Origin of the sequence: Flavobacterium sp., assembly GCF_035299245.1 — a bacterium.
Taxonomy (GTDB): domain Bacteria; phylum Bacteroidota; class Bacteroidia; order Flavobacteriales; family Flavobacteriaceae; genus Flavobacterium.
The window spans coordinates 142,961-167,138 of record NZ_DATGWY010000004.1; the positions used below are offsets into that span (position 1 = coordinate 142,961).

General features: G+C 32.8%; 24 protein-coding genes. 18 read left to right on the top strand and 6 right to left on the bottom strand.

Going from position 1 to position 24,178, the window contains the following annotated elements; genetic code table 11:
* The first annotated feature begins 36 nt into the window (after positions 1-36).
* Positions 37-270: a DUF2007 domain-containing protein gene (locus tag VK161_RS02265; protein WP_324213130.1), complete on the top strand. Its 234-nt coding sequence runs from the start codon at positions 37-39 to the stop codon at positions 268-270.
* On the opposite strand, the gene VK161_RS02270 is transcribed toward VK161_RS02265, so the two are convergent.
* Both VK161_RS02270 and VK161_RS02275 read right to left on the bottom strand, forming a co-directional pair.
* Positions 271-1,698 (bottom strand): T9SS type A sorting domain-containing protein, encoded by a 1,428-nt coding sequence (locus VK161_RS02270; RefSeq protein WP_324213131.1) that lies wholly within the window; start codon positions 1,696-1,698, stop codon positions 271-273.
* A gap of 542 nt (positions 1,699-2,240) precedes the next feature.
* On the bottom strand, positions 2,241-2,765 hold the full coding sequence (locus VK161_RS02275; protein ID WP_324213132.1) for a DUF1905 domain-containing protein: 525 nt from the start codon (positions 2,763-2,765) through the stop codon (positions 2,241-2,243).
* A 78-nt stretch (positions 2,766-2,843) separates the two neighbouring features.
* Here VK161_RS02275 and rpiB point away from each other — a divergent pair, with 78 nt between their 5' ends.
* The 4 genes from rpiB to VK161_RS02295 are packed head-to-tail and all read left to right on the top strand — an operon-like array spanning position 2,844 to position 6,678.
* The gene (gene rpiB / locus VK161_RS02280) at positions 2,844-3,275 is read left to right on the top strand and encodes a ribose 5-phosphate isomerase B (RefSeq protein WP_324213133.1); all 432 of its coding nucleotides are present in this window, start codon (positions 2,844-2,846) and stop codon (positions 3,273-3,275) included.
* A 3-nt stretch (positions 3,276-3,278) separates the two neighbouring features.
* A complete protein-coding gene (locus VK161_RS02285) occupies positions 3,279-3,608 on the top strand; it encodes a hypothetical protein (protein ID WP_324213134.1) in 330 nt (109 codons plus the stop codon).
* 1 nt (position 3,609) lies between these two features.
* Positions 3,610-4,512 carry a cation diffusion facilitator family transporter gene (locus VK161_RS02290; RefSeq protein WP_324213135.1) on the top strand — a complete coding sequence of 301 codons (903 nt, stop codon included), beginning with the start codon at positions 3,610-3,612 and terminating at the stop codon, positions 4,510-4,512.
* Positions 4,513-4,551: 39 nt separating this feature from the next.
* The gene (locus VK161_RS02295) at positions 4,552-6,678 is read left to right on the top strand and encodes a Tex family protein (RefSeq protein WP_324213136.1); all 2,127 of its coding nucleotides are present in this window, start codon (positions 4,552-4,554) and stop codon (positions 6,676-6,678) included.
* Positions 6,679-6,701: 23 nt separating this feature from the next.
* On the opposite strand, the gene VK161_RS02300 is transcribed toward VK161_RS02295, so the two are convergent.
* The 3 genes from VK161_RS02300 to tatA form a co-directional block, all read right to left on the bottom strand.
* Entirely contained in the window at positions 6,702-7,463 is a 762-nt protein-coding gene (locus tag VK161_RS02300; protein WP_324213137.1) for a GLPGLI family protein, read from the bottom strand.
* Between the two features lie 3 nt (positions 7,464-7,466).
* On the bottom strand, positions 7,467-10,241 hold the full coding sequence (locus VK161_RS02305; protein ID WP_324213138.1) for a TonB-dependent receptor: 2,775 nt from the start codon (positions 10,239-10,241) through the stop codon (positions 7,467-7,469).
* A gap of 150 nt (positions 10,242-10,391) precedes the next feature.
* Complete coding sequence (gene tatA, locus VK161_RS02310; protein WP_324213139.1) at positions 10,392-10,568, bottom strand: twin-arginine translocase TatA/TatE family subunit; 177 nt, start codon at positions 10,566-10,568, stop codon at positions 10,392-10,394.
* Between the two features lie 169 nt (positions 10,569-10,737).
* On the opposite strand from tatA, the gene VK161_RS02315 reads away from it, so the two are divergent.
* The 10 genes from VK161_RS02315 to VK161_RS02360 all read left to right on the top strand — a co-directional run bounded on the left by VK161_RS02315 (position 10,738) and on the right by VK161_RS02360 (position 20,031).
* Positions 10,738-11,229, top strand: a complete 492-nt coding sequence (locus VK161_RS02315; protein ID WP_324213140.1) for a peptidase — start codon at positions 10,738-10,740, stop codon at positions 11,227-11,229.
* Between the two features lies 1 nt (position 11,230).
* On the top strand, positions 11,231-11,587 hold the full coding sequence (locus VK161_RS02320) for an SdpI family protein (protein ID WP_324213141.1): 357 nt from the start codon (positions 11,231-11,233) through the stop codon (positions 11,585-11,587).
* Positions 11,588-11,590: 3 nt separating this feature from the next.
* Positions 11,591-13,072 carry a GH3 auxin-responsive promoter family protein gene (locus VK161_RS02325; RefSeq protein WP_324213142.1) on the top strand — a complete coding sequence of 494 codons (1,482 nt, stop codon included), beginning with the start codon at positions 11,591-11,593 and terminating at the stop codon, positions 13,070-13,072.
* 35 nt (positions 13,073-13,107) lie between these two features.
* Entirely contained in the window at positions 13,108-13,983 is an 876-nt protein-coding gene (locus VK161_RS02330; protein WP_324213143.1) for a carboxypeptidase-like regulatory domain-containing protein, read from the top strand.
* Positions 13,984-14,025: 42 nt separating this feature from the next.
* Positions 14,026-15,714, top strand: coding sequence for a DUF6909 family protein (locus VK161_RS02335; protein ID WP_324213144.1), 1,689 nt, complete (start codon positions 14,026-14,028; stop codon positions 15,712-15,714).
* Between the two features lie 9 nt (positions 15,715-15,723).
* Entirely contained in the window at positions 15,724-16,704 is a 981-nt protein-coding gene (locus tag VK161_RS02340) for a hypothetical protein (protein ID WP_324213145.1), read from the top strand.
* 1 nt (position 16,705) lies between these two features.
* The gene (rfbA, locus tag VK161_RS02345; protein WP_324213146.1) at positions 16,706-17,569 is read left to right on the top strand and encodes a glucose-1-phosphate thymidylyltransferase RfbA; all 864 of its coding nucleotides are present in this window, start codon (positions 16,706-16,708) and stop codon (positions 17,567-17,569) included.
* A 64-nt stretch (positions 17,570-17,633) separates the two neighbouring features.
* Entirely contained in the window at positions 17,634-18,185 is a 552-nt protein-coding gene (rfbC, locus tag VK161_RS02350) for a dTDP-4-dehydrorhamnose 3,5-epimerase (RefSeq protein ID WP_324213147.1), read from the top strand.
* Positions 18,179-19,054, top strand: a complete 876-nt coding sequence (gene rfbD, locus VK161_RS02355; protein WP_324213148.1) for a dTDP-4-dehydrorhamnose reductase — start codon at positions 18,179-18,181, stop codon at positions 19,052-19,054. Before rfbC ends, rfbD begins: the two co-directional genes overlap by 7 nt.
* Before the next feature lie 8 nt (positions 19,055-19,062).
* The gene (locus tag VK161_RS02360) at positions 19,063-20,031 is read left to right on the top strand and encodes a glycosyltransferase family 2 protein (protein ID WP_324213149.1); all 969 of its coding nucleotides are present in this window, start codon (positions 19,063-19,065) and stop codon (positions 20,029-20,031) included.
* Positions 20,032-20,092: 61 nt separating this feature from the next.
* On the opposite strand, the gene VK161_RS02365 is transcribed toward VK161_RS02360, so the two are convergent.
* On the bottom strand, positions 20,093-20,947 hold the full coding sequence (locus VK161_RS02365) for a class I SAM-dependent methyltransferase (protein WP_324213150.1): 855 nt from the start codon (positions 20,945-20,947) through the stop codon (positions 20,093-20,095).
* 285 nt (positions 20,948-21,232) lie between these two features.
* Here VK161_RS02365 and VK161_RS02370 point away from each other — a divergent pair, with 285 nt between their 5' ends.
* The 3 genes from VK161_RS02370 to VK161_RS02380 all read left to right on the top strand — a co-directional run bounded on the left by VK161_RS02370 (position 21,233) and on the right by VK161_RS02380 (position 24,177).
* Positions 21,233-22,960, top strand: a complete 1,728-nt coding sequence (locus VK161_RS02370) for a glycosyltransferase family 39 protein (protein WP_324213151.1) — start codon at positions 21,233-21,235, stop codon at positions 22,958-22,960.
* 39 nt (positions 22,961-22,999) lie between these two features.
* Positions 23,000-23,551 (top strand): hypothetical protein, encoded by a 552-nt coding sequence (locus VK161_RS02375; RefSeq protein ID WP_324213152.1) that lies wholly within the window; start codon positions 23,000-23,002, stop codon positions 23,549-23,551.
* 95 nt (positions 23,552-23,646) lie between these two features.
* Complete coding sequence (locus tag VK161_RS02380; protein WP_324213153.1) at positions 23,647-24,177, top strand: hypothetical protein; 531 nt, start codon at positions 23,647-23,649, stop codon at positions 24,175-24,177.
* Position 24,178: the final 1 nt, after the last annotated feature.

Sequence of the window (24,178 nt, forward strand, 5' to 3'; positions counted from 1 at the left end):
AAATATAACTTTTGTATTTTTATAAAAATTTTAAAAATGACCGAATTCATCACAGTGGCAACCTTCAATTTTGCTCACGAAATTACCGTTCTAAAATCGATTTTAGATCATGAAGGTATTCCGTATTTATTTCAAAATGAGAATTTAATTTCGGTTGATCCATTGGCTACTTTTGCTTACGGTGGAATTCAGTTGAAAGTACATCCGAACGATCTAGATCAAGTAAAAGAAATCTTAGACCATTTAGACAATAATTTAAAAATAGTATGATTATTCTTTAATGAATGATTTAGTTGCCTTTCCTTTATCTGTTATGACCTCTATAAAATAAGTACCTATAGATAAATCACTTACATCTATAACTTTAGAAGTTTCTATTTTTATTATTTGTCCTAAAGTATTGTAAATAGTAGCTTTTTTAAATTTAATATTCTCCTGTAAATGGATTGTTATTTGATCTGAAGTTGGAATGGGAGTAATAGTAAAATGTTCTAATTTAAAACTTTCTAAATTTAAATTTATTACGGTATTAAAAACTTTAACTTCTCCTGAACTTGGTTGATTATAGAATCCACGACTACCCGGACATCCTGTAGCTAAAAAACTACCATCAGATGATAAAGAAACGCTCTCACCACATTGATTATCGTAGTTACTGCCAATTATATTTGATTCTAATGTCCAATTTTCATTAATGTTTTTATACACACTAACCTTACCATATCTTGAAGAGTTTTGTCCAAACCAAGAAGAGCCTATTGCTAAAGTAGTTCCTTCATAAGATAATTTAACACTGCAACCTAATTGATCCCATACATGTTCACTATTAAAATCAGTTCCTACTTGAGTAAAAATTCCATTAGTAGTAGTATAAACACGAGCTTTTCCAAAACCCTGTGAATAATTATAATCACCAATTGCAAGAAAATTTCCATCTTCAGATAAAGAAACACTTGCTCCACCAAATGGAATATTATTACCTATTTGAATCCAATTTCCATTAATATTTTCAAACAATCGAACTTTTTTATTAGAATAATACAGAAAATCATATTCTCCAATAGCTAATTTAGTACCATTTGCAGCTAATGAAAGACTGGAGGCGGAAGTATTCTGAATACTACTATAAATAGTATTTCCCATTTGATTCCACACTCCATTAACATTTTGAAATACTTTAACTTTTCCTGTATTAGTGCTAGTTTGATCATAAAAATTATTTCCTATTGCGATAATACTTCCATCTGATGAAATATCTAAACTACTTCCAAAACGTGTATCATCATCTTCTCCATAAATAGTTGATCCTATTTGCGTCCATACATCATTTACATTTTGAAAAATCTTTACATATCCAATTTCTGTGTAAGTAGATGGAGGAGCACTAATTGCTAAAATATTCCCATTAGAAGATAACGAAACACAAGTTCCAAAATAATCAAATTGGTCATTTCCTACTATAGTGCTTCCTACATGGGTCCATGTATTATTCACATTCCTAAAAACTCGAACACATCCTATATTGTATGGAGCTGAATAACCTTTTTCTCCAATTGCAACTATTGTTCCATCATCAGATAATGAGACACAATTACCTGCGGCACTATATGCAGCACCACTTCCATAAATAGTATTTCCTATTTGAGTTTGACCAAAAAAATAAAAAGGAAGAAATAATACAAAAAGTACTTTATTCATATTGTAAAATTACATAAAAAATAGTTTTCAACATTTATTAAAAACAACAAAATCAATTTTAAAATTTAATTTAATTTATGATGGTTATTATAGCGTGTTAATTGCTACAATAACTTTTATTTTAAAAACTGGATTTTGTAGTTATCTTTTTTTATACCAATTTATCAACAGAGTTATACCAAAATAAAGTGCTCATTTTGAAGTTATTTTTAGAAATAGTTAACAGTTGTTCACAACTAAAAAGCAGCATTTTTTGTAAATAACTTTTGCTGTTGATTTCTGTTGAAAACCTAATTTTTTCTATTGATAACTTTTCCAAAAAAAGAGGAAACTAAATTTGTTTTTTTCGCTCCCGTTTTTGATTACAAAATTTCAAAATACAACCAAGAAAAACTTCTAATTTTCTATCCGAAGTTATCAACATTTGATGTTAATTTAAAGTTAGCTGAATATCAACGAATTGCAAAATAGAATTAACAGTGTAAAATTTTAACAATAGAATTGAATAAATGACAATGATTTTCAATAACTTATGAAAATAATTAAATAGAGTTTTTTTGAGCGAATTCTTTGAAATCTTCGTTTAACTTCTTGAAATCCAATTCACCTTTTTGTCTTTTTAGATGTTCTAAAACCACAAATGATTTTTCAATTTTTGTTTGAGAACTTTTAATTTTATTAATGATGTGAATTAAACTGCGTTGTTTGCCTAAAGTTAATTGGTGAAAAAGCAAACTGCCTTCCGGATCGGAAAAAAGTACTTCTTCCAACTCTTCCGAAATATTCATTCCGTATTTAGAATCGTCTTTAATAATTTCAACTTCAACTTTGTCATTCACTTGTAGTTTCAATTTTTTGCACGTTTCGTTATTGACCAAAATATAATGAAACGTTCCTTTTGGCATCATAGCACAATGGTACGAAAGTGAATTGTTAAGAGTACAAACCACGCGTTTGTCCGGTGCAAATTTTAACATTTTTGTAAAAATAGCATCGGGAATCGGAATGTGTTTTTCCCACGAAAGCGAATTAGAGTCAAAAACACTCAAAAATCCTGTAAATTTCATCTGTTTTAAATTTAAAAATTGAATGTAAATCTCTTTTTTAATTTCTACTTTTGTAAAGATAAACTAACTACTACAACTATGAAAATCTCCATTGGAAACGACCACGCTGGACCCGATTATAAAAAAGCGATAGTCAATTATTTAGAAGCAAAAGGATACGAAGTCATCAACCACGGAACCAACTCTTTTGACAGTGTTGATTATCCTGATTTTGGACATCCAGTTGCTCTTGATGTCGAATCAGGAAAAGCGCAATTCGGAATTGTCATTTGTGGTTCGGGCAATGGAATTGCGATGACTGCCAATAAACACCAAGGTATTCGTGCAGCGTTGTGTTGGACCAAAGAAATATCGGCTTTAGCGCGTCAGCATAACGATGCCAATGTGGTGAGTATTCCAGCTCGATTTACTTCCATTCAGCAAGCCGTAGAAATTGTAGATACTTTTTTAACCACCGATTTTGAAGGTGGAAGACACGCGAACAGAGTCAATAAAATAAGTTGTTCCTAAATTTTGAATAACGATTCACTACATACTATTGAAAAAGCCATTTCCAACGGAAAGAAAACGGCTATTATTAGTTTTTTAACAGGAACATTTATCTTGTTGTTTTACTATTTTACGCACTACAATAGTATCATTTATTTTGCCTTGTTTTTTTGTATGGCGGCATTCATTATCAATGGATTTTTATTTATTGAATTGACCATTGAACTCTTCAAAAAAAGTATTTTAAAAAATAAAATCTTGAAAACATTAGCACTAATGTTGCTCAATATTCCTGTAGGGTTTGGCTATTTTGAGATTGGTTTTCATATTTATTCTACAGCAACACCTAATTAAAATGAGTCACGTTCACATCCACAAACATGAAGTAAAAGGGCAAAATTTAGTCTATTCCATTTTACTCAATTTACTCATTACGATTGCACAAGTGGTAGGCGGAATTGTATCAGGTAGTTTGGCTTTAATTTCGGATGCATTGCACAATTTTTCGGATGTTCTTTCCCTTGGATTCAGTTTAATCGCTCATAAACTTTCCCGCCGAAAAGCTTCCATTGACCATACTTTTGGTTATAAAAGAGCCGAATTAATAGCGGCTTTCATCAATGCAATGACATTGGTGATTGTTGCGGTATTATTGATTTATGGCGCTATTGAACGTTTTGTCAATCCGAAACCAATAGAATCGAATTTGGTCATTTGGCTGGCTATTTTAGGAATTGCTGTCAACGGGTTTTCAGTACTATTATTAAAGAAAGACGCAGCGCACAACATCAACATGAAATCGGCTTATTTACATCTTCTTACTGATATGTTAGCGTCGGTTGCAGTTTTGGTTGGTGGATTGCTAATGAAATTTTTCGGCTGGTTTTGGGTCGATAGTGTCATGACCATTTTAATTGCAATTTACTTAATTATAGTGGGTGTTGATTTACTCAAAACATCGACCAAAATGTTAATGTTATTCACTCCTGAACATATCGATATTAAAGAGATGGTTCGTGAAGTACACAAAATTCCGGGTGTCAACAAATTACACCACATACACGTTTGGCATTTGAACGATGAAGAGTTGCATCTCGAAGCGCATCTTGATTGTTCAGAAGACATCAAAATGAGTGAGTTCAATGATTTGTTGCATCAAGTGGAACTGGTTTTGTTCGAAAAATTCCACATCAACCACATTAATATTCAACCCGAATTCAAAAAACAAGATCCAAAAGACTTTATCGTTCAAGATTAATTATAGTCACAGTTCTCAGTGACAGTTTATAGTTTTACAATGACAAATATTCAATTCATTCAAACCCAAGTCAACACTTCGTCCAAAAACATCGAAGCCACAGTACAATTACTTTCTGAAGATTGCACCATTCCGTTCATTTCCCGCTACCGAAAAGACCAAACCGGAAATTTAGATGAGGTTGTCATCGAGCAAATTGCCAAACTTTCGAAGCAATACGACGAAATTGTAAAACGAAAAGAAAGCATCATTAAATCGATTGAAGAACAAGGTCAATTAACGCCCGAATTGGCCAAAAAAATCCAAGATAGTTTCGATTTACAAGAAATTGAAGACTTGTATTTACCGTATAAAAAGAAGAAAAAAACTAAAGCCGATGTCGCTCGCGAAAACGGATTGGAACCATTGGCCAAAATCTTAATGGCGCAAAACGCCGACGATATTGAGTTCATCGCTTCCAAATACTTGAATGATAAAGTAACCAATGAGGACGACGCTTTACAAGGCGCGCGCGACATTGTAGCCGAATGGATCAATGAAAATAGTTACATCAGAAAAAATTTACGCCGTATTTTTCAACGAAAAGCAGTCGTAACCACTAAAGTCGTTAAAACCAAAAAAGACGACGAAGCGGCTCAAAAATTCAATCAGTATTTTGATTGGTCCGAACCTATTTCCAAAGCGCCATCGCACCGATTATTGGCCATGCTGCGTGCCGAAGCCGAAGGTTTTGTCAAATTAAATGTTGAAATTGAGAACGAGGAAGCACTTGATTACATAGAAGAAAACGTAATCAAAAATAATCGCTCAGAAGCCAAACCGCATTTAGAATTAGCCATCAAAGACAGTTACAAACGATTGCTCGAACCGGCGATTTCCAACGAGACCTTGCAAGAAGCCAAAGCCAAAGCCGATACCAAAGCGATTGAGGTTTTTGCAGGCAATTTGTCGCAGTTGCTACTCGCTCCGCCATTGGGAGAAAAACGAATTTTAGCCATCGATCCTGGTTATCGAAGTGGTTGCAAAATAGTGTGTTTGGATGAAAAAGGCGATTTGCTGTACAATGAAACCATTTACCCGCATCAGCCACAAAACGAAACCGCCATGGCGATGAAAAAGATCAAGTCAATGGTCAATGCCTACAATATTGAAGCGATTTCTATCGGTAATGGAACCGCATCGCGTGAAACCGAATTTTTCATAAAAAAAATCGCTTTTGATAAGCCAGTACAAGTTTTTGTTGTTTCAGAAGCTGGAGCATCAGTATATTCAGCCAGTAAAATTGCAAGAGAAGAATTTCCTAATTATGATGTCACCGTTCGTGGTTCGGTTTCGATTGGCCGCCGACTTTCCGATCCGTTGGCCGAACTAGTAAAAATCGATCCCAAATCGATAGGCGTAGGGCAATACCAACACGACGTTGATCAAACCAAACTCAAAGAAGAATTAGATACGGTGGTAATGCGTTGTGTGAATTCGGTTGGCATCAACATCAACACCGCGAGTAAATCATTGCTCAGTTACGTGTCGGGAATAGGAGAGAAGATGGCCGAAAATATTGTCGCTTTCCGAAGTGAAAACGGACCTTTTGACGACCGAAAACAACTCAAAAAAGTGCCTCGTTTGGGCGATAAAGCCTATCAACAAGCAGCAGCGTTCATCCGAATTAAAGAAGGAAAAAACCCGTTGGACAACTCGGCCGTGCATCCTGAAGCCTATCCGATAGTCGAAAAAATGGCTAAAGATTTGGGTTTAAAAACCAATGATTTAATCGCCAATAAAGAAAAAATAAGTCTAATTAAACCCGAAAGCTACACCAACGAAACCATCGGAATTTTGAGTGTTAAAGACATTTTAAAAGAATTAGAAAAACCAGGTCTCGACCCTCGAAAAGCCGCCAAAGTATTCGAATTTGATCCGAATGTAAAAACGATAAAAGACCTTCGAACCGGAATGATTCTACCCGGAATTGTCAACAATATTACCGCTTTTGGTTGTTTTGTGGATATCGGAATCAAAGAAAGTGGTTTGGTGCACATTTCCCAACTCAAAGAAGGTTATGTTTCCGATGTAAATGAAGTAGTCAAACTACACCAACACGTTCAAGTAAAAATCGTTGAGGTCGATGAAGAACGCAAACGCATTCAGTTGACGATGGTTTTTTAATTAAAATTTAAAACCGAAAGTATCTACAAAAGCGATTCCCATAAAAATAAATTTTTTTGCCTTTTCTTTTCTTCCTCATCGTTTCCATAACTGAACCAATCGTTTGATTTATCAATTAAAAAGGCTTTCATTTCGCTGTATTTAAATGGTTTTTTTGAAGAAATGGATTTTATTTCATTAGGATTTGCAACCGTCAAATTCACTTTGGTTGCTATAAAAGAAGTATATAATCTTGGAATAGTAACACCTAAAATCATTCCGGGTAAACCATTTATGGAACAAGGACCGCCAGAGATAATTATGTCATCGGTATAAAAAGCAAAAACATACACATCGTCAAATATTTTCCCTACTGCTTTTCGGCAATTATAACCGGCAATTTCACGATTTTCGTTGGTAATTTTCCATTCAATGGTAGGAATAGAATCTAAAATGACAAAGTTGGTTCCTCCAATTTGTTTTTGAATACTCATTTCATTTGAATTAAAATCAAAGTACCAAATGTTTTCTTCGTCGCTGTCTTTTTCGTATTTTGGAACTCTAGTTTTTTCACTCCATCGGTCAAATTTATAGATGCTTTTATTGTTTGAAAAAGTATAGGTATAGTACGATGTTTTTAGATCGGAAATGTTTTCTTTCATTTTTTCATCCCAACTGTCATTACCCATTCTTTTTTTAAGATTGGTGTTGACTTCAAATTCAATTACTGCTTTTTCTACAAATTGTTGCGCATTCACAAGCGATATAAAAAAAAGAGGCACTATTTTTAATAATAAGCATTTCATAAATTAGGGTTTTGTTTCATTTTTATTTTTAAAATTCCAAGTTAAACCAAGCATAAAATACCTTTTCAATCGATCGTTTTGTTCTTCACCTATCGTGTTTTGACTATTAAAACGTTCAATCCCAATATTTTGATTTAAAATATCACGAACTAAAAAGTACGCTGTAAATTCATCGTTTTTAAAAACGCGTTGTAGTCTGGCGTTCCACAATTGATTGGTCAAATTAGTTTGAAAATCATCTGTTTTTTGACGAGTGAATAAAGTGTAATCGGTAGAAACTTTCCAGTTTTTACTAAAAAAGACACCGATATCACAACCTAAATTATTGGTATTAAAAGATCTTACTTCGTTATTTAATGTCGTGTTGTTGCGTGTGTATGAAAATTGATTATTGATGGAAAAGGAATATTTTTTTTCTTTTTCTTTTGACAGATAAATTGAAAAACCGGAGTTTAAATTTTTAGAATAGTCTAGCTTAGAGTTTATACTAACCGGAAATTTACTGTAATTTAGGCTAGGACTTATATTTAAGTTTAAATCGAATTTTTTAATTTTAAAACCACAACCACTGTAAAAATTAATGGAAAAATTTCCGTTAGTATTAATCGGTTTTAATATTGTTTTAGCGTCTTCTAGGTTGATATCTCTGTTGTATATGATTAAATTTGAAGTAGTTCTAAAATTAATGCTTTGATAAAAATAAACTTCTGTCAACATATTGTAAGTGTTTTGAGAAAAGCTAATATTGTTGCTGAATGATTGTTTTAAATCGGGATTACCTAATCTTTGATTAAAAAAATCTTGATTGTTTGTTAAGGGTTGCAATTGATCTATTGTGGGTTGTCTTGTAGAACCATTATATCGAATTGATAAACTAGAATTGCTTTTATATTTATAGGAGAAATTGGCCGATGGGAAAATATTGGTAAAATTACGATCATACTGTTTATTTGCCGATTGATCCAATAAATCAAACGTAGTGATACCCAAACCACTTCCAAAGCTAAAATTTATTTTTTTGGAGTTGTAACTAATTTTCAAGTTGGGTTTATGAACACTAATCGTTTGTTTAAATTGGTTGGATAAATCACTTACGATTATATCATATTGATTATTTAAGCTAGAAAAATCAAAGGTTGTCAATTTGTTTTTACCAATGTTGTAATTAATTTCATAGCCTACTTGAAGCGCAATTTTTTTACTTAATGGTTCTGTGTACGTTAGATTTAGCGAGTTGTTATACGTAGTTCTTTTGCCAATTTTATTTTGGTTTATATTAATTACATCCGATAAATTTCCACCAGTATAACTTTCATTATTAGAAATTAAAATGGAATTGGAATCATTATTTAGCCTATTCCAAGATAAATTAGCAGAAAAAGTACGTCGCATTTTTTTAAACTTGTGTTTGAATAAAATAGTCGCAGATAAGGCTTGTTTATCAAAATTTGAATTTTTGTTGACTTGACTTTTGTTTTTTAAGACACCATTTTCATCGGTAGTAATTCCATCACTAAAATCATCACTATCAGTAGTATAAAAATTAGTTTTTGTGCCAATTTTTATCGTATTCATGCTGTCTATTTTTATTTCATCAACAATATTTAATTTAAAATTATTCCTTTTTATATCACTAACACTATTTTCATTTTGATTAAGTTGACTGTCACCAATCTGGGTTTTATTGGTTCTTCTTTTAGTATTGGTGTAAATTTGATTGTTAAATTTTGGACTTACATTTAAACTTTGTTTGTCGTTCCACTTGTTGGTGTATTGTAGCCCTAAATTGGTGTTTTTTATAAAACCATTTTGAGTATCAACATAAGGTTCATCATCATTATCGCCGCCTACCCATTCATAATTGACATTTCCATCGTCATCCATATTCATGGAGAAATTGTCGTTTCCACCACCAAATTGTTCACTATCTTCCCAATTCAATCCATCTTGACCCGTATTTCCGTTGAGTAAATAGCCCGAAATTTTCCTTTTTCCTTTAAAAGAACTCAGCATTAAATTGGTATTGTATCTCGAATCAAGTTCTGTTGAAGGTCCATTAGCGGCATCCATCTTACCAAAAAAGCCTTTCTTTTTATCTTCTTTGAGCTTCAGATTTATCGTTTTTTCTGTATTTCCGTCATCAATACCTGTAAATTCAGCTTGATCGCTTTTTTTATTAAAAACCTGAACTTCTTTTACAGCATCGGCACGAAGATTTTTAGTAGCCATTCCCGGATCATCACCAAAAAACTCTTCACCATCAACTAAAACCTTTTTAACCGTTTCACCCATAGCTTTTATCTCGCCGTTTTTATCAACTTGAATTCCGGGTAGTTTTTTCAATAACTCTTCCACATTAGCATTCGCATCTACTTTAAAATCGCTAGCTCTATAACTAGTTGTATCGCCTTTTATTCGTATGGAACCTGTTTTTATTATAACTTCTTTAAGAAGTTTGCTTTTGCTTATTAATTTTAATGTTCCTAGACTTTTTGAGTTGCCTTCAATAGTTATATCGTCAACATAATCAGCATATTGATAATGAGAAGTCATTAAAATAAGGTTACTTTTTTTTACATTTTTAAACTCAAATTTTCCTTCTTTATCTGAGCGAGTAAATTTATATAAGATCGAGTCTTTTACGGTTAATAGCGCTACTACTGCATTGTGAACGGGTTTTTGATCTTCGTCAGATAGTGTGCCAGAAACAGTTGTTTCTTGAGAAAAGCCGTAATAAAAAAACAAAAAGAAAAAGATTGAAAAAGTACTTTTAGGCATAAATTTTTAAAAAAAAGATTGAACGGATTGGAAAATGGTATTAGTCTCACTTGAACGTTTTTTATTACAAAAAAGTATATTCTTTTAAAAAAGAAATCCCAAACATCAGTTAATGATGTTTGGGATTCGATTTATTTTTTGAATAAAAAACTATTTAGTTTCTTCCTCTTTTTTAGAATTAGCTTGGTTCTCGGTTTTAGAGGCGTCTTTGAATTCTTTAACGCCAGCTCCAAGTCCTTTCATTAATTCTGGAATTTTTTTACCTCCAAAAAGTAATAAAACTACGATCAAGATTACTATCCATTCGGTTGGACCCATTCTTCCCATGATATATAAATTTTATGCTTACGCGAATTAATATTAATAGTGACAAAGGTAAAAAGAAATAAGTACCAATTTCATTTTTGGTCAACTATTTATAGTTAAACTTCGTTAAAATCAGCAGCACCGCTTCAAAACTACTTATTTTAGTATATTTGTGGTATAAATCAGAATCATGGCAGAAAAGGGTCATAAACGGAAAAAAATAAAAAAACACCTGTTCACCAAAAACCGTTTGGTGGTGCTTAATGAAGACTCGTTTGAAGAAATTTTTTCTTTGCGTCTGACCTTGATGAATGTATTTGTTGTGGCTACTTTGGGCGCCATCATCATCATCACGGTGACCACTTTTATCATCGCTTTTACACCGTTACGAGAATACATTCCGGGTTATTCATCATCTAAATTGAGAAGAGAAGCCACCGAATTAGCACTAAAATCCGACTCACTTTCTACAGCATTAAAAAAGAACGAAGCCTATTTACAATCGGTGGTCAAAGTCTTGAACGGAGATTTAGAATACCAAAAAGTCAACAAAGATTCCATTATGGCTTCTGAAGTGATTGAGGTAGACCCAAAAACCTTAGAACCATCCGAAGAAGAACTTGAAATTCGCAAGAAAGTAGAAGAGGAAGAAAAAGCATTAAAAACTAAGAAAAACAAATAATATGCCTTCCAATGTTGAATTGTCAGTTATTGAAATGCCCTTAGTTTTAGGGGTTATCTTTTCAATTATAGGGATTATCTTTTACTTTTTTCCGCCTAAAAAAATCAATTACATATACGGTTACCGAACAAGCACTTCAATGGAAAGTCAAGAAAGATGGGATTTTGCGCAAAAATACTCCGCCATCAAAATGATACAAGGAAGTGTTTTTCTTTTAGCGGTTAGTGGTTTAGGCTTGTTATTTTCTTTAAGTCAAAGTCAACAGGTTGTAATTGGTTTTACTGCATTGATTGTTCATATTGTTGGGATGTTTTACCTGACTGAAAAAGCCCTAAAAAAACAATTTCCAAAATCGTAATCTATGTCGATAAAATCGTTTGCTGCCAAGTTATTCGCTGCCCGAATTCACAAAAAAACGCTTCAGTGGAGTTCCCATCCAGTCGAAACGCAACAAAAAGTGTTTGCCGATTTGATTCGTCAAGCGAAAGAAACGCAGTTTGGAAAAGACCACAATTTTGATTCCATAAAATCCTTTTCCGATTTTGCTCAAAATGTTCCCATTCGTGATTACGAAGAGCTCAAACCGTATGTGGATCGAGTAGTGAAAGGCGAAGAAAATATTCTCTGGAAGGGAAAACCCATCTATTTTGCAAAAACATCGGGAACGACTTCAGGAGCCAAATACATTCCGCTTACCGCAGCATCGATGCCGTTTCACATACAAGCAGCGCGCAATGCTATTTTGAGTTACATTCACGAAACAGGAAATGCCGATTTTGTAGATGGAAAGATGATATTTCTACAAGGAAGTCCGATTTTGGAAGAAAAAAACGGCATCAAACTAGGAAGACTGTCTGGAATTGTAGCGCATTTTGTTCCGAAATACTTGCAAAAAAACCGCATGCCTAGTTGGGAAACCAATTGCATTGAAGATTGGGAAACCAAAGTGGATGCGATTGTAGAAGAAACCTACAACCAAAACATGTCGGTCATTTCCGGAATTCCGTCTTGGGTGCAAATGTATTTTGAAAAATTACAGCAAAAAGCAAATAAGCCAGTAGGAGAGTTGTTCAAAAACTTCAATTTATTCATTTATGGTGGTGTGAATTACGAACCGTACCGCGCCAAATTTGAAAATTTAATCGGACGAAAAGTCGATTCGATTGAACTTTTCCCAGCATCAGAAGGGTTTTTTGCGTACCAAGATTCTCAAAAAGAAAAAGGCATGCTGCTGTTACTGAACTCCGGAATTTTTTATGAGTTTGTCAAAGCCGACGAATTTTTCACCGAAAATCCCAAAAGATATACCATTGGTGAAGTCGAAATGAACGTGAATTATGTGTTGATTTTGTCATCCAATGCTGGGCTTTGGGCATACAATATTGGTGATACCATTCAGTTTACTTGTTTAAAACCATATCGTGTTATTGTTTCAGGAAGAATCAAACATTACATTTCGGCTTTTGGTGAGCACGTCATAGGGAAAGAAGTTGAAACTGCATTGCAACAAGCGATGGAAAACACCAATGTTCGCGTCAATGAATTTACGGTTGCCCCACAAATTACGCCAAGCGAAGGTTTACCCTATCACGAATGGTTCATCGAATTTGAAAACGAACCCGAAAATAGGGAAGAGTTTGCTTTACAAATAGACAACGCCATGCGCCAACAAAACGTGTATTACGATGATTTGATTGTGGGTAATGTATTGCGAACGTTAGTCATCACTATAGTCAGAAAAAATGGTTTTCAAGATTACATGAAATCAATAGGAAAATTAGGAGGACAAAACAAATTACCACGATTATCCAACGATAGAAAAATTGCCGATCAACTTTCCTAATAGGTTTTTAAAACCGGTTAGGTATACATACAAAAATGAAAGTACTTGCCACTCTTTTACTTCTAGTTTCCATTTCAACATTTGCCCAAATAAAAGGTGTTGTAAAAGACAGTCTTACCAAACAACCCATCCCGTTTGTGAACATTTGGGTAGAAAATGAAAACCGCGCCACCACTTCGGAAGAAGATGGAACTTTTGTTTTTCCTGATTCAGAAAAAGGTAAAAATTTGGTTTTTTCTGCTATTGGTTATGAAAAGAAAACCATTTCGGCCTCTAAAGCCAAAGAAGTTGTCTTGCAACCTACCAATTATCAATTAGAGGAAGTATTAATTTCGAATCGAATTCAAACTAAAGAAATTCAGATAGGAAAAACCGAAAATACGGTATGTCAGGCGTTTGATAATGGACCCAAAATCGACACAAAGTTTTTCCCTTATGATCCATCGTATAAAAAAACAAAATACATCAAAAATGTGTCTGTTTATACCGATTGCCGAATTGACGAAGCCACAGTAAAAATTCACTTTTATTCGGTGAATGCTGATGGTTTTCCTGATAAAGAATTACTCTCAAAAGACTTGATTGTTAAAATAAAAAAAGGCACTCGAATTCATACCATCGATGTCACCAAATACAATTTGACTATGCCTAAAAACGGCATTTTTGTTGGCTTTGAAAAACTACTAATTGAAAGCAATCGATTTGAAAAAACGGTATTTGATAAAAACACCAATTCACCAAGTATTTCAGTAACGTATTATCCTTATATGCTTTATAATTATGTTGAAAGAGAGCAATTATTCACTTTTTCTGGCGGAAAATGGAACAAACAAATTATAAATTCGGATGCCAGCTCAGAGTACAAAAAAAAGATTTACGAACCATCAATACAACTCACTCTGACCAACTAAAGCGGAAAAATAGTATCTTTGCGGGTTAGAAAACAAAATTTAATGAAGGAAATTAAAAACATTTCGCGCTCAAGAGCGCAAGAATCGTCGGCAGCTATCGAACGATTGTACATTACCATGAGGCATTTATTTAACAGAGGTTTCTACAAACCGATGGGTGTTTCAGGAGAAACTTTAAGAGAAGCATTATTAGAGCTTCGACCAGAAATTTACGGCAGCATCGCCGAAGAAAAAGTAGAATTGAACGGATTGTTGTATGTGATTGAACGACTTCCGGTCGGAATTGAAGAATGCCGTTACATCAACCTTACATCCGATGAAGGCTATTCAAAATCGCACTTCAAAGCAATTGTTCCACCAAAAAGAAGAAGAAATTGCTACCGCATAGACGACGAGCAAATGAATGTGGAAATCACCCGCGGACGCTCAGATATTTACGATATTTTAACGCATCTCACCTTTATTTTCATCGAATCGCACAAAATTAAAGATCGTGTTTTGATTGATGAAGAAGGAAAGATATCCAGGGATTGGCAAAAATTAGAAATCGCTGCACTTCAACCGAAAAAATTATCTCAGGTTGAAAAAGAAAAAGCCATTTCTCACGCCGCCAATATTTTGGGAAGAACTTTTGTTGAGGTTTTAGACATTTACGATTCATTCGGAACCGCAGAAAAACCCGATCGTTTTTTACACGTAGTTTATTGGTTGGGAAAAATCGCTATCGAAGAAGTAATGGACAACAATAAGCGTACAATTACGTTTAGTCCAATATTACGCGAGCGATTAGGACATCACATTCACGGAGAAATCTGGGCCAATAACATCAAAGAAGTTCTTAAAAACAACGATTTATTACAGCGACCCATTCACATCATTAGTGCGAACATGCACAGCGTGATGAACTCGCTTTTTGCTACTCATGTTTTAAAAACGAAATTCAAAGATAAATCCGATTTTTACATTTATGAAGAATTGAGTAAATCAGGAGCGAATGATGTTAGAGATAAAGTAGAAGAATTTGCTTTGAAACACGGAATGATTTCGTTACCGGATCAATCGGGAACCAATATCGACGTTCAGATTTTTGATACTGCTAAAATTGATTGGGCAAAATCGGCATTTCCGAAAGCAAAAGTAGGCAAGCAATCGCCTGTTTTGATTGTAATGGATTATGCTTTTGGAGAACAAGCTTTTGAAACCATTGACGAGTTGTTAAAACCGTACAAATTTGAAAAAACCAAGTATTTTCTCAATGTAGAATCGGTTTCGATTATGGGTAAAGCCGGAATTCTAGAAGGAGGAAAAGGCGATATTATGATTCCAAATGCACACGTCAACGAAGGAACGGCCGATAATTATCCATTTGAAAATGAGTTGACTGCCGAAATGTTTGAAGGAAATGACATTCCGGTATACGCCGGACCAATGATTACAGTGTTAGGAACATCGTTGCAAAACAGGGATTTGTTGAAGTTTTTCCACGAATCGACTTGGGAAGCCATCGGATTAGAAATGGAAGGCGCGTATTACCAAAAAGCAATTCAATCAGCCTCGAGAATTAGAAAGAGCATTAATCCAGAAGTAAAAGTGAGGTACGCGTATTATGCTTCAGATAATCCATTAGAAACAGGAAGCACTCTGGCTTCAGGCGGATTAGGAACAACCGGAGTAAAACCAACGTATTTAATCACAATAAAAATACTAGAACAAATTTTTAACGTAAAATAGTTTATTCTTATGAGTACAAATTCTCAAAACAACACGGATAATCAAGAAATTGACTTGTCGCAAATATCGAGGTCGATAGGTAATACAATAACCTCTTTTAAGTACTTTTTATACAGCGGAATTCGATTTGTTATTAAAAATAGTATTCTTTTAGGAATATTGTTTGTTCTAGGAGTTGGTTTAGGCTTTTATATGGATAAAACTCAGAAAGCCTACGACCATGAAATTATTGTAACTCCTAATTTTGGTAGTACGGACTATTTATATTCAAAAGTTCAACTATTAAAATCAAAAGTAAAAGAGAGAGATGAAAATTTTCTAAAGTCAATAGGTATAAAAAACCCTAACTCATTAAAAAGAATAGAAATCAATCCTGTAACAGATGTCTATAGATTTGTTAATAACAGCGACAAAAATTTTGAATTATTAAAATTGATGGCTGAGGATGGAGACATAAAAAAGATACTTGAGGAAAACACAACGAGTAAAAACTACGTATATCATAAAGTTTCTTTTACAACAAGTGAATCAACAAGTGATGATTCTACGGTTAAACCAATTCTAGAGTTTTTGAACGATACAGATTTCTACAGAAAACTTCAGAAGGAGTATATGAATAATATCAAAGAAAAAATGGTTTCAAATGACTCAATAATTTCTCAAATCGACGCAGTCTTAAATGAGTTTTCAAATACGGTTAACAATAGCGGTAAAAACGACAAATTGGTTTATTACAACGAAAACACACAACTTAACGATGTAATTAAAACTAAAGATGAGATGGTACAAGAACAAGGAGACCTTCGAGTTAGTCTAGTTAGCTTAGATAAAATTATTAAAGACAACAGTAGCGCACTGAATATTGAAAATACTGAAAGTATTAACGGAAAAATGAAGCTAGTTTTACCCTTTTTATTCATATTTATTTATTTGTTTTTTAGATCTATTATAGTGTTTTACAAAAAACAAAAAGCAATAAACCAGAATTAAAATGAAAGGAATTATTTTAGCAGGTGGTTCTGGAACCCGATTACATCCATTAACATTAGCAGTAAGTAAGCAACTAATGCCTATTTACGACAAGCCGATGATTTACTATCCCTTATCTACACTAATGTGGGCGGGAATCAACGAAATTCTGATTATTTCAACGCCACACGATTTACCTCTTTTTCAACAACTTTTAGGCGATGGTAAAAAGTTTGGTTGTCGATTTGAATACGCAGTTCAGGAACACCCAAATGGTTTAGCAGAAGCCTTTATTATAGGTAAAGATTTCATCGGAAGCGATAAAGTGGCACTGATTTTAGGAGATAACATTTTCTACGGAACTGGTTTGGCTGAATTGCTACAAGCCAACAACAATCCTAATGGCGGGATTATATATGCTTATCACGTTCATGATCCAGAACGTTATGGTGTTGTTGATTTTGATGCCAACGGTAATGTGTTGTCGATAGAAGAGAAACCAACGCATCCAAAATCAAATTATGCTGTTCCTGGAGTTTATTTTTACGATAATTCAGTGGTAGAAGTAGCGGCTAATATTCAACCCAGTCACCGAGGTGAATTGGAAATTACCGATATCAACAAAGAATATTTAAAAAGAGGAAAACTCAAAGTAAGTATTTTAGATCGCGGTACAGCTTGGCTAGACACAGGAACGTTTCAGTCTTTGATGCAAGCCGGACAATTTGTTCAAGTAATTGAAGAACGCCAAGGATTAAAAATTGGCGCCATTGAAGAAGCAGCTTACCGAATGGGATTCATTAATTCCGAACAACTTAAAGAATTAGCAACTCCATTATTAAAGAGCGGTTACGGTGTTCATTTAATGAGTTTGTTAGACCAATAAAGATACTATCAACCTTAGATTTTGACATTGTTATTGCCATTGATTTTTGAAATTGCCATTGAATATGAATTTTATAGAGACCCAACTCAAAGGATGTTTTATACTTGAACCCAAAATCATAAAAGACCAACGCGGTTATTTTATGGAAAGTTTTAACGAACAAACGTTTCAAAAAGGGACTGGTCAAAACGTTCATTTTGTTCAAGACAACCAATCGTTTTCATCAAGAGGTGTACTACGAGGTCTTCATTATCAAACAGGTGAACATGCTCAAGCCAAGCTGGTTCGAGTGCTTCAAGGAGAAGTTTTGGATGTAGCGGTTGATATTCGTCCTGACTCACCAACCTTTGGTCAATACGAGTCGATTTTACTCTCAGGAGAAAACCAAAAGCAGTTTTTTGTTCCCAGAGGTTTTGCTCACGGGTTTTTAGTACTAAGTGAAACGGCAACTTTCTTTTATAAATGCGATAATTTTTATAATAAAGAAAGTGAAGGCGGAATCATATTCAATGATCCGACGCTAAATATTGATTGGCAATTTGAACTGAATAAGTTGATTATTTCTGAGAAAGACGAGCAACTTCCCAACTTACAACAATCAAAAAAAGTATGGTAGTTTTAGTCACAGGAGCCAACGGACAATTGGGACAATCACTGCAATTTATTGCAAAAAATTACTCTGACTCGAGCCATTTTGGCGAACAGGAACAGCAAATTGATTTTGTTTTTTGCGATTCCTCTACTTTGGACATAACCAATTTTAACAACGTTACACAAGTCTTTCAACAATTCAAACCCAACTATTGCATCAATGCAGCAGCTTACACGGCCGTTGATAAAGCCGAAAGTGAACCCGAAAAAGCGCATTTGATTAATGCAGTTGGAGCAAAGAATATTGCTGATGTTTGTAAAAAAACCAATTGTATTTTACTACACATTTCAACTGATTTTGTCTTTGATGGAACTAAAAAAACACCGTACACCGAAGAAGATCAACCCAATCCAACGGGCGTTTATGGTCAAACCAAATTAGACGGTGAAAAAGCCATTCAAAATACACTTGATAATTACTTCATCATTAGAACATCGTGGGTGTACTCTCAATTTGGAGCTAATTTTATGAAAACCATGCTCCGATTGGCCTCAGAAAGAGATTCAATATCTGTAGTCAATGATCAAATCGGCACTCCAACTCACGCTCTAGATTTAGCAGAATGCTTGCTTAAAATTATACAAACCAATAACCGACAACCGACAACCGACAACTTCGGAATTTATCATTTTTCCAACGAAGGGCAATGCTCATGGTATGATTTTGCCAAAAAAATATTCGAAATCAACAATATAAACCTAAATTTACAAGCTATTCCCACAACGAGTTATCCAACACCAGCCCAAAGGCCTTGCTACAGCGTTTTAGACAAAAGCAAGATTAAACGAGTTTTTGGAATTGAAATAAAAAATTGGGAGGAAAGTTTAAAATAGATTAGACAATGAGCATAGATGTTTCTATAATAGTGCCACTTTATAACGAAGAAGCTGTTTTTGATCAATTAATTCAAAGACTAACTTCTGTTATAAACACCACGAGTTTTACATGTGAAGTTATTTTAGTAAACGATGGGAGTAGTGATAAAACCGACATTTTAATTGAGCAAATTTGTGAGAAAGACAAACGGTTTACCGGAGTTTTGTTATCAAGAAATCATGGTCATCAATTGGCTGTTAGCGCTGGACTTAATTTTGTTAGAGGAAAAAAAGGAGCAATGATAATTGATGGTGATTTACAAGATCCGCCCGAGTTGGTTCATGAATTTTATAAATTATTATCGGATGGTTACGATGTCATTTATGCCATTAGAAAAAATAGAAAAGAAGGGTTCCTAAAAAAAATGGCTTACTCTTTATATTATCGCCTTCAAAAAAAGATTTCCAATTTTAATATACCTATAGATAGCGGTGATTTTTCAATGTTAAGCAAAAGAGTCGTTGATAATATTAATTCTATGCCCGAACAAAGCAGGTATTTAAGAGGAATGAGAGCATGGGTTGGTTTCAAACAAATTGGTTATGAATACGATCGTGACGAACGTCAAGCCGGCGAAACCAAATACAGTTGGGGAAAATTATTTGAATTGGCTTTTAATGGAATTTTTAACTTCAGCGATTTTCCGGTAAAAATTATAACGCGACTTGGATTTTTTACCGTAGCCTTTTCATTACTGTATTTTGTTTATAATATTTATCGAAAATTTGCTTATAACGATGTTCCACAAGGGTTTACGGCTACAATATTAGCCATTATTTTATTCAGTGGTGTTCAAATGATTTCTCTCGGGTTGATAGGTGAATATGTTTTAAGAATATACAACCAAGTTCGAAACCGACCTTTGTTTGTTATTGATAAAGTAATTCAGGAAGGCGAACAAAAAACGACAACAAATAATAAAGTTGAAATCTGACAACTTTACTACTTGTACTATAATCATTACACTGATTTTACTGTCGAAACAAATAAATGTACTAGTCTGTTTTATTCTTTTTTACACAAAAAAGAGTTTGATTCATCCCAAAATTTAAAGGTTTTGAAACCATAAACATACCTGCTAACATAAATTTATACATCGCTTTCATAAAAGGACTACTCGCAGGAGTATCAACCGCTTTTAAAGGATAATTATGATTTTCAACTTTCACTATGTCCAATCCTTCCATTTCCAGTAGTTTAACCAATGATTTATTAGTATAGTGCTGTAAATGATGATGATCAAAAAGCCTATCGTGTGGTGATGAGAATCCTAGTGTATTTAAAAAAGTTGCAACTCTGTAAACCAAACTACCGCTGTTGATGGTATTGATAACTATAACACCATCTTTGGTTAAGGACTTTACCATTTTATTGACAAACAAATGAGGATCAATAACGTGTTCGATAACCATAAAATTTGTGATGATATTGTAATTTTCATTAAAATCCATTTCTAAAAAGTCACCAGATTCAAATTTAATTCCAGGATAACTATTCGTGATAATATCAATACCACTTAACTCCAAGGAATCATTTTTATAAGTATTTAGAATGTGTTTTAAAAAAGCACCTTGTCCACAACCAATATCTACCATTTTAATTTTTTCATCAGCCAACAACTTTTTGGAATAATTATAAACCCTTTCAAACAATTTAAAATCAGGATTATTAAACCAATTTTTATGTACCTCTATAAAATAGTCTTCGTTATAAGGTTCTTCTTCTTCCCTAGGAATAACTGTGAAAGTATGGTTACAATTCTTACAAGTATATAAAGACATTTTTTTATTTCTAAGAAAGGTATCTGTTTCATAACAAACAGTACATTTTCTATTGGTGGTTTGTTCCATTATTTTTATTAATTAATTGTTGAGGATATATAAGTATATTCTGTAAAGAAAGCAAAAGTAGAATAAATATTCTATTTTGTAATTACTTATTTTAATGGATTTACAATTGATTTTTCAAAAAATAATCAAACAAAAAAAAGTACTTTTGCTACTTATTCTAAAAATATGAAATTATTGAACTGGTTTAAAAATAACAAAACACTGACGATAATAGTTATAATCGCTTCGTTTCTAAGATTATATCATCTTGATTTTCAAAGCATTTGGCTTGACGAGCTGCTTACTATGAATGAGATAAGCCCAAAATTGAGCTTTAAAGAAGCAAGCGATATTATTTTGTTTCAAGAAGGAACACCACGATTTTATTTCTTTTTTGTTAAAGTTTTTAATTCACTATTTGGATATAGTGTATATAATGCACGATTAGTTTCTGTTCTTTTTGGATTGCTATCAGTTATTTTTATTAACAAATTAGGGAAGAAACTATTCAACCCAAATGTAGGTTTATTTAGCTCCGTTTTTCTAGCATTCAACTTGTTTCTTATCGATTATTCTCAAGAAGCAAGAACTTATTCCATGCTTGTTTTTTTTGTAATACTAGGATTTTATTATATGATTTCATTCATAAACGAAAGAAATTATAAAAACGCGATACTTTTAGGTGTTTCAGTTGGTTTAATAACCAATGCTCACCCCTTTGGATTAATAAATGTAGCTACAATTTATTTGATTTTATTGTACGTTTTATTTACCGAAAAAGAATCTAAAGTAGATTTATTTAAGAAGATATTTCTTTCTGGACTTGTTTTTATACTTATTTTTATACCTGTAATTCCAACCATATTGAGAGTTTCAGAATTTACTTCTTTCTGGATAATCAAACCCAATCCAACGTATTTGTTTCAAATTTTCAATCAACTTTTAGGAAGTTCATTGATTTTTACATTTTTATTTATAGCAATTTATTTTGTGTTCGTTTTTAAGTCAATCCAACTCATAACTAAAAAAGAGCAAAAAGAAAAAAACAAACACTTATTAGGTTTTATTATAATCAATAGTTGGATTTGGTTTGAAGTAGCTGTTATTCTGATAAAGTCGTATTTTGGAATTTCTATTGCATTAAGCAGATACTTTATAGCAATTGTTCCCGCCTTCATTCTTATTGTAGCAGTAAGTATTGATTTCATAAAAAACAATCTGTTAAAGCAATTTATCGTTTTAGCATTAGTAACCTATTTGGCATCAGATATTTTCTTAGTAAAAGATTTTTATTCTATACCTAAAAAGTCTCAATTTGACAGTGTAACTAATTTCATTATTAAAAACAATACAGATAACAACAAAGTTGTTTCTAGTTTAGGCTGGTTGTTGGGTTATTATATAAATAATGATAATCAAGGACAAACAGTTACCGAAATGAACTTAGAAGATTATGTAACCGCTGTTAAAAATAATGCTGTAAAGACAGAAACGTTTTGGTATATGGATGGTAATTCAAAGCCTTTTACTTTATCTGCCGACAATGAAGCATTTTTAAAACAAAATTTCAAATTAGTATATCGTGTAGATCGATTTGATGCATGGGCAAGGTGTTATGCTCCAATCAAAAATAATAAAAAAGAAAACCAATCATCGATCATAAATTTTTATAATAATGATTTTACTCCTTTGTTTTTGGATGGAAATGGTAATTTAATGATTTTTGAAAATAGTGAAGTTACATCTTCTTCTTTTGATCTCGATAAAGGCAAATATATTCTAACTCTTTTAGCAAATAGTTTACCTTCAAAACCAATAGACAATGAAAATGCCCACATTAAGATTAAAATAAATCAAGAAGAAATAGGGAATGTTTTTCTGAGCGAAAATATAAACAATAAAACAATAAAAATTCCTTTTAATTCAGACAACAAAAGAAGGGCAAAAATTTGTCTGATTTTTGATAATGATGTGTCCAAAAACGGACTGGATCGAAATGTTGTAATCTACTCAATTAAAATTGAGAAAAAATAAATTTTTTTATACTTTTGCAAAAACAAAATGAAAAATAAAATGAAAAATAAAATTTTAATTTCTGCCCTAATTTTATTAACTTTTTTATCGTCTTGTAAAGATGAAAAAAAATCAGATGCTCAAGCGAATGAACCAATTGTAAAAGAAAATTTTAGTGCCGAATTAGATATTGTAGCCTCTAAAAAAGATGATTTTGCATTGTATTATACTGAAGATAACACTATAAGTTTTAGTGGAGATAAAGCTATTTGGCGAGGAGTTAAAGGCGGAAATGTAGATGAAAAAATAATTTTTGAATTATCCGAAGAAATCATACCAACAGATATTCGTATCGATTTTGGACTAAACAAAGAACAAGAGTTAATAGAGCTAAAAAATATTAAGTTAATTTACTACGGTAAGGAGCTTTTAATCAAAGGATCTGATTTTTTTAATTATTTTGTTGAGGATAAAAAATTTAAAACAGAAATAGATCCAGCTAAAGGGTCAATTAAATTTATTATATCACCTGAAAATTATCAAACACCTTACTACTATCCGAGACAAGAACTTGTTGACGCGTTAAAAAAATTGACAACAGAGAAAAAGTAATTTACAGATAGTGCAATTAAAAGCTATAATTTGAGTTATAATCAAGTTATAGCTTTTTTGATTTTATACCTACCCATAAACATAGAAGTGAATAAATGAAAATTAAACTACCTTCAATTTTTATCATAATGCTTCTTTTAGGAAGTTTTATCATATCGTGTAATAATAGCACGATTGAATCTGAATTTACCATCAAACTTGACGTTGTAATAAAAAAAAACGACTCCATTCACACGTACTACACAACTGACGGAAGTATTAATTTCAATGAAAAAAACTCTTTTTGGACCAAAGTAAAAGGCGACAAGAAGAACCAAACAATTGTAATCAATTTCCCGCCCAATGTTGTTCCCAATCAATTTAGATTAGATTTAGGTGCGAATGTTCATCAAGACCATATTGTTTTAAACAAACTAGAATGTGCTTACAAAGGAAAAACAGTTGAATTAAAAGGGAAAGAAATCTACAAACTTCTTAGAGTTGACGAGTCAAACACAATTTTAGATAAAAATTTAGGTATATTAAAAAGAATGGATTCAACCAACAAAAACGGACCTTCTTTATACCCAAACGGAGATGTTTTAAGAAAAAAACTTGAAGAATTAACTTCAGCTAAAAAAAATTAAT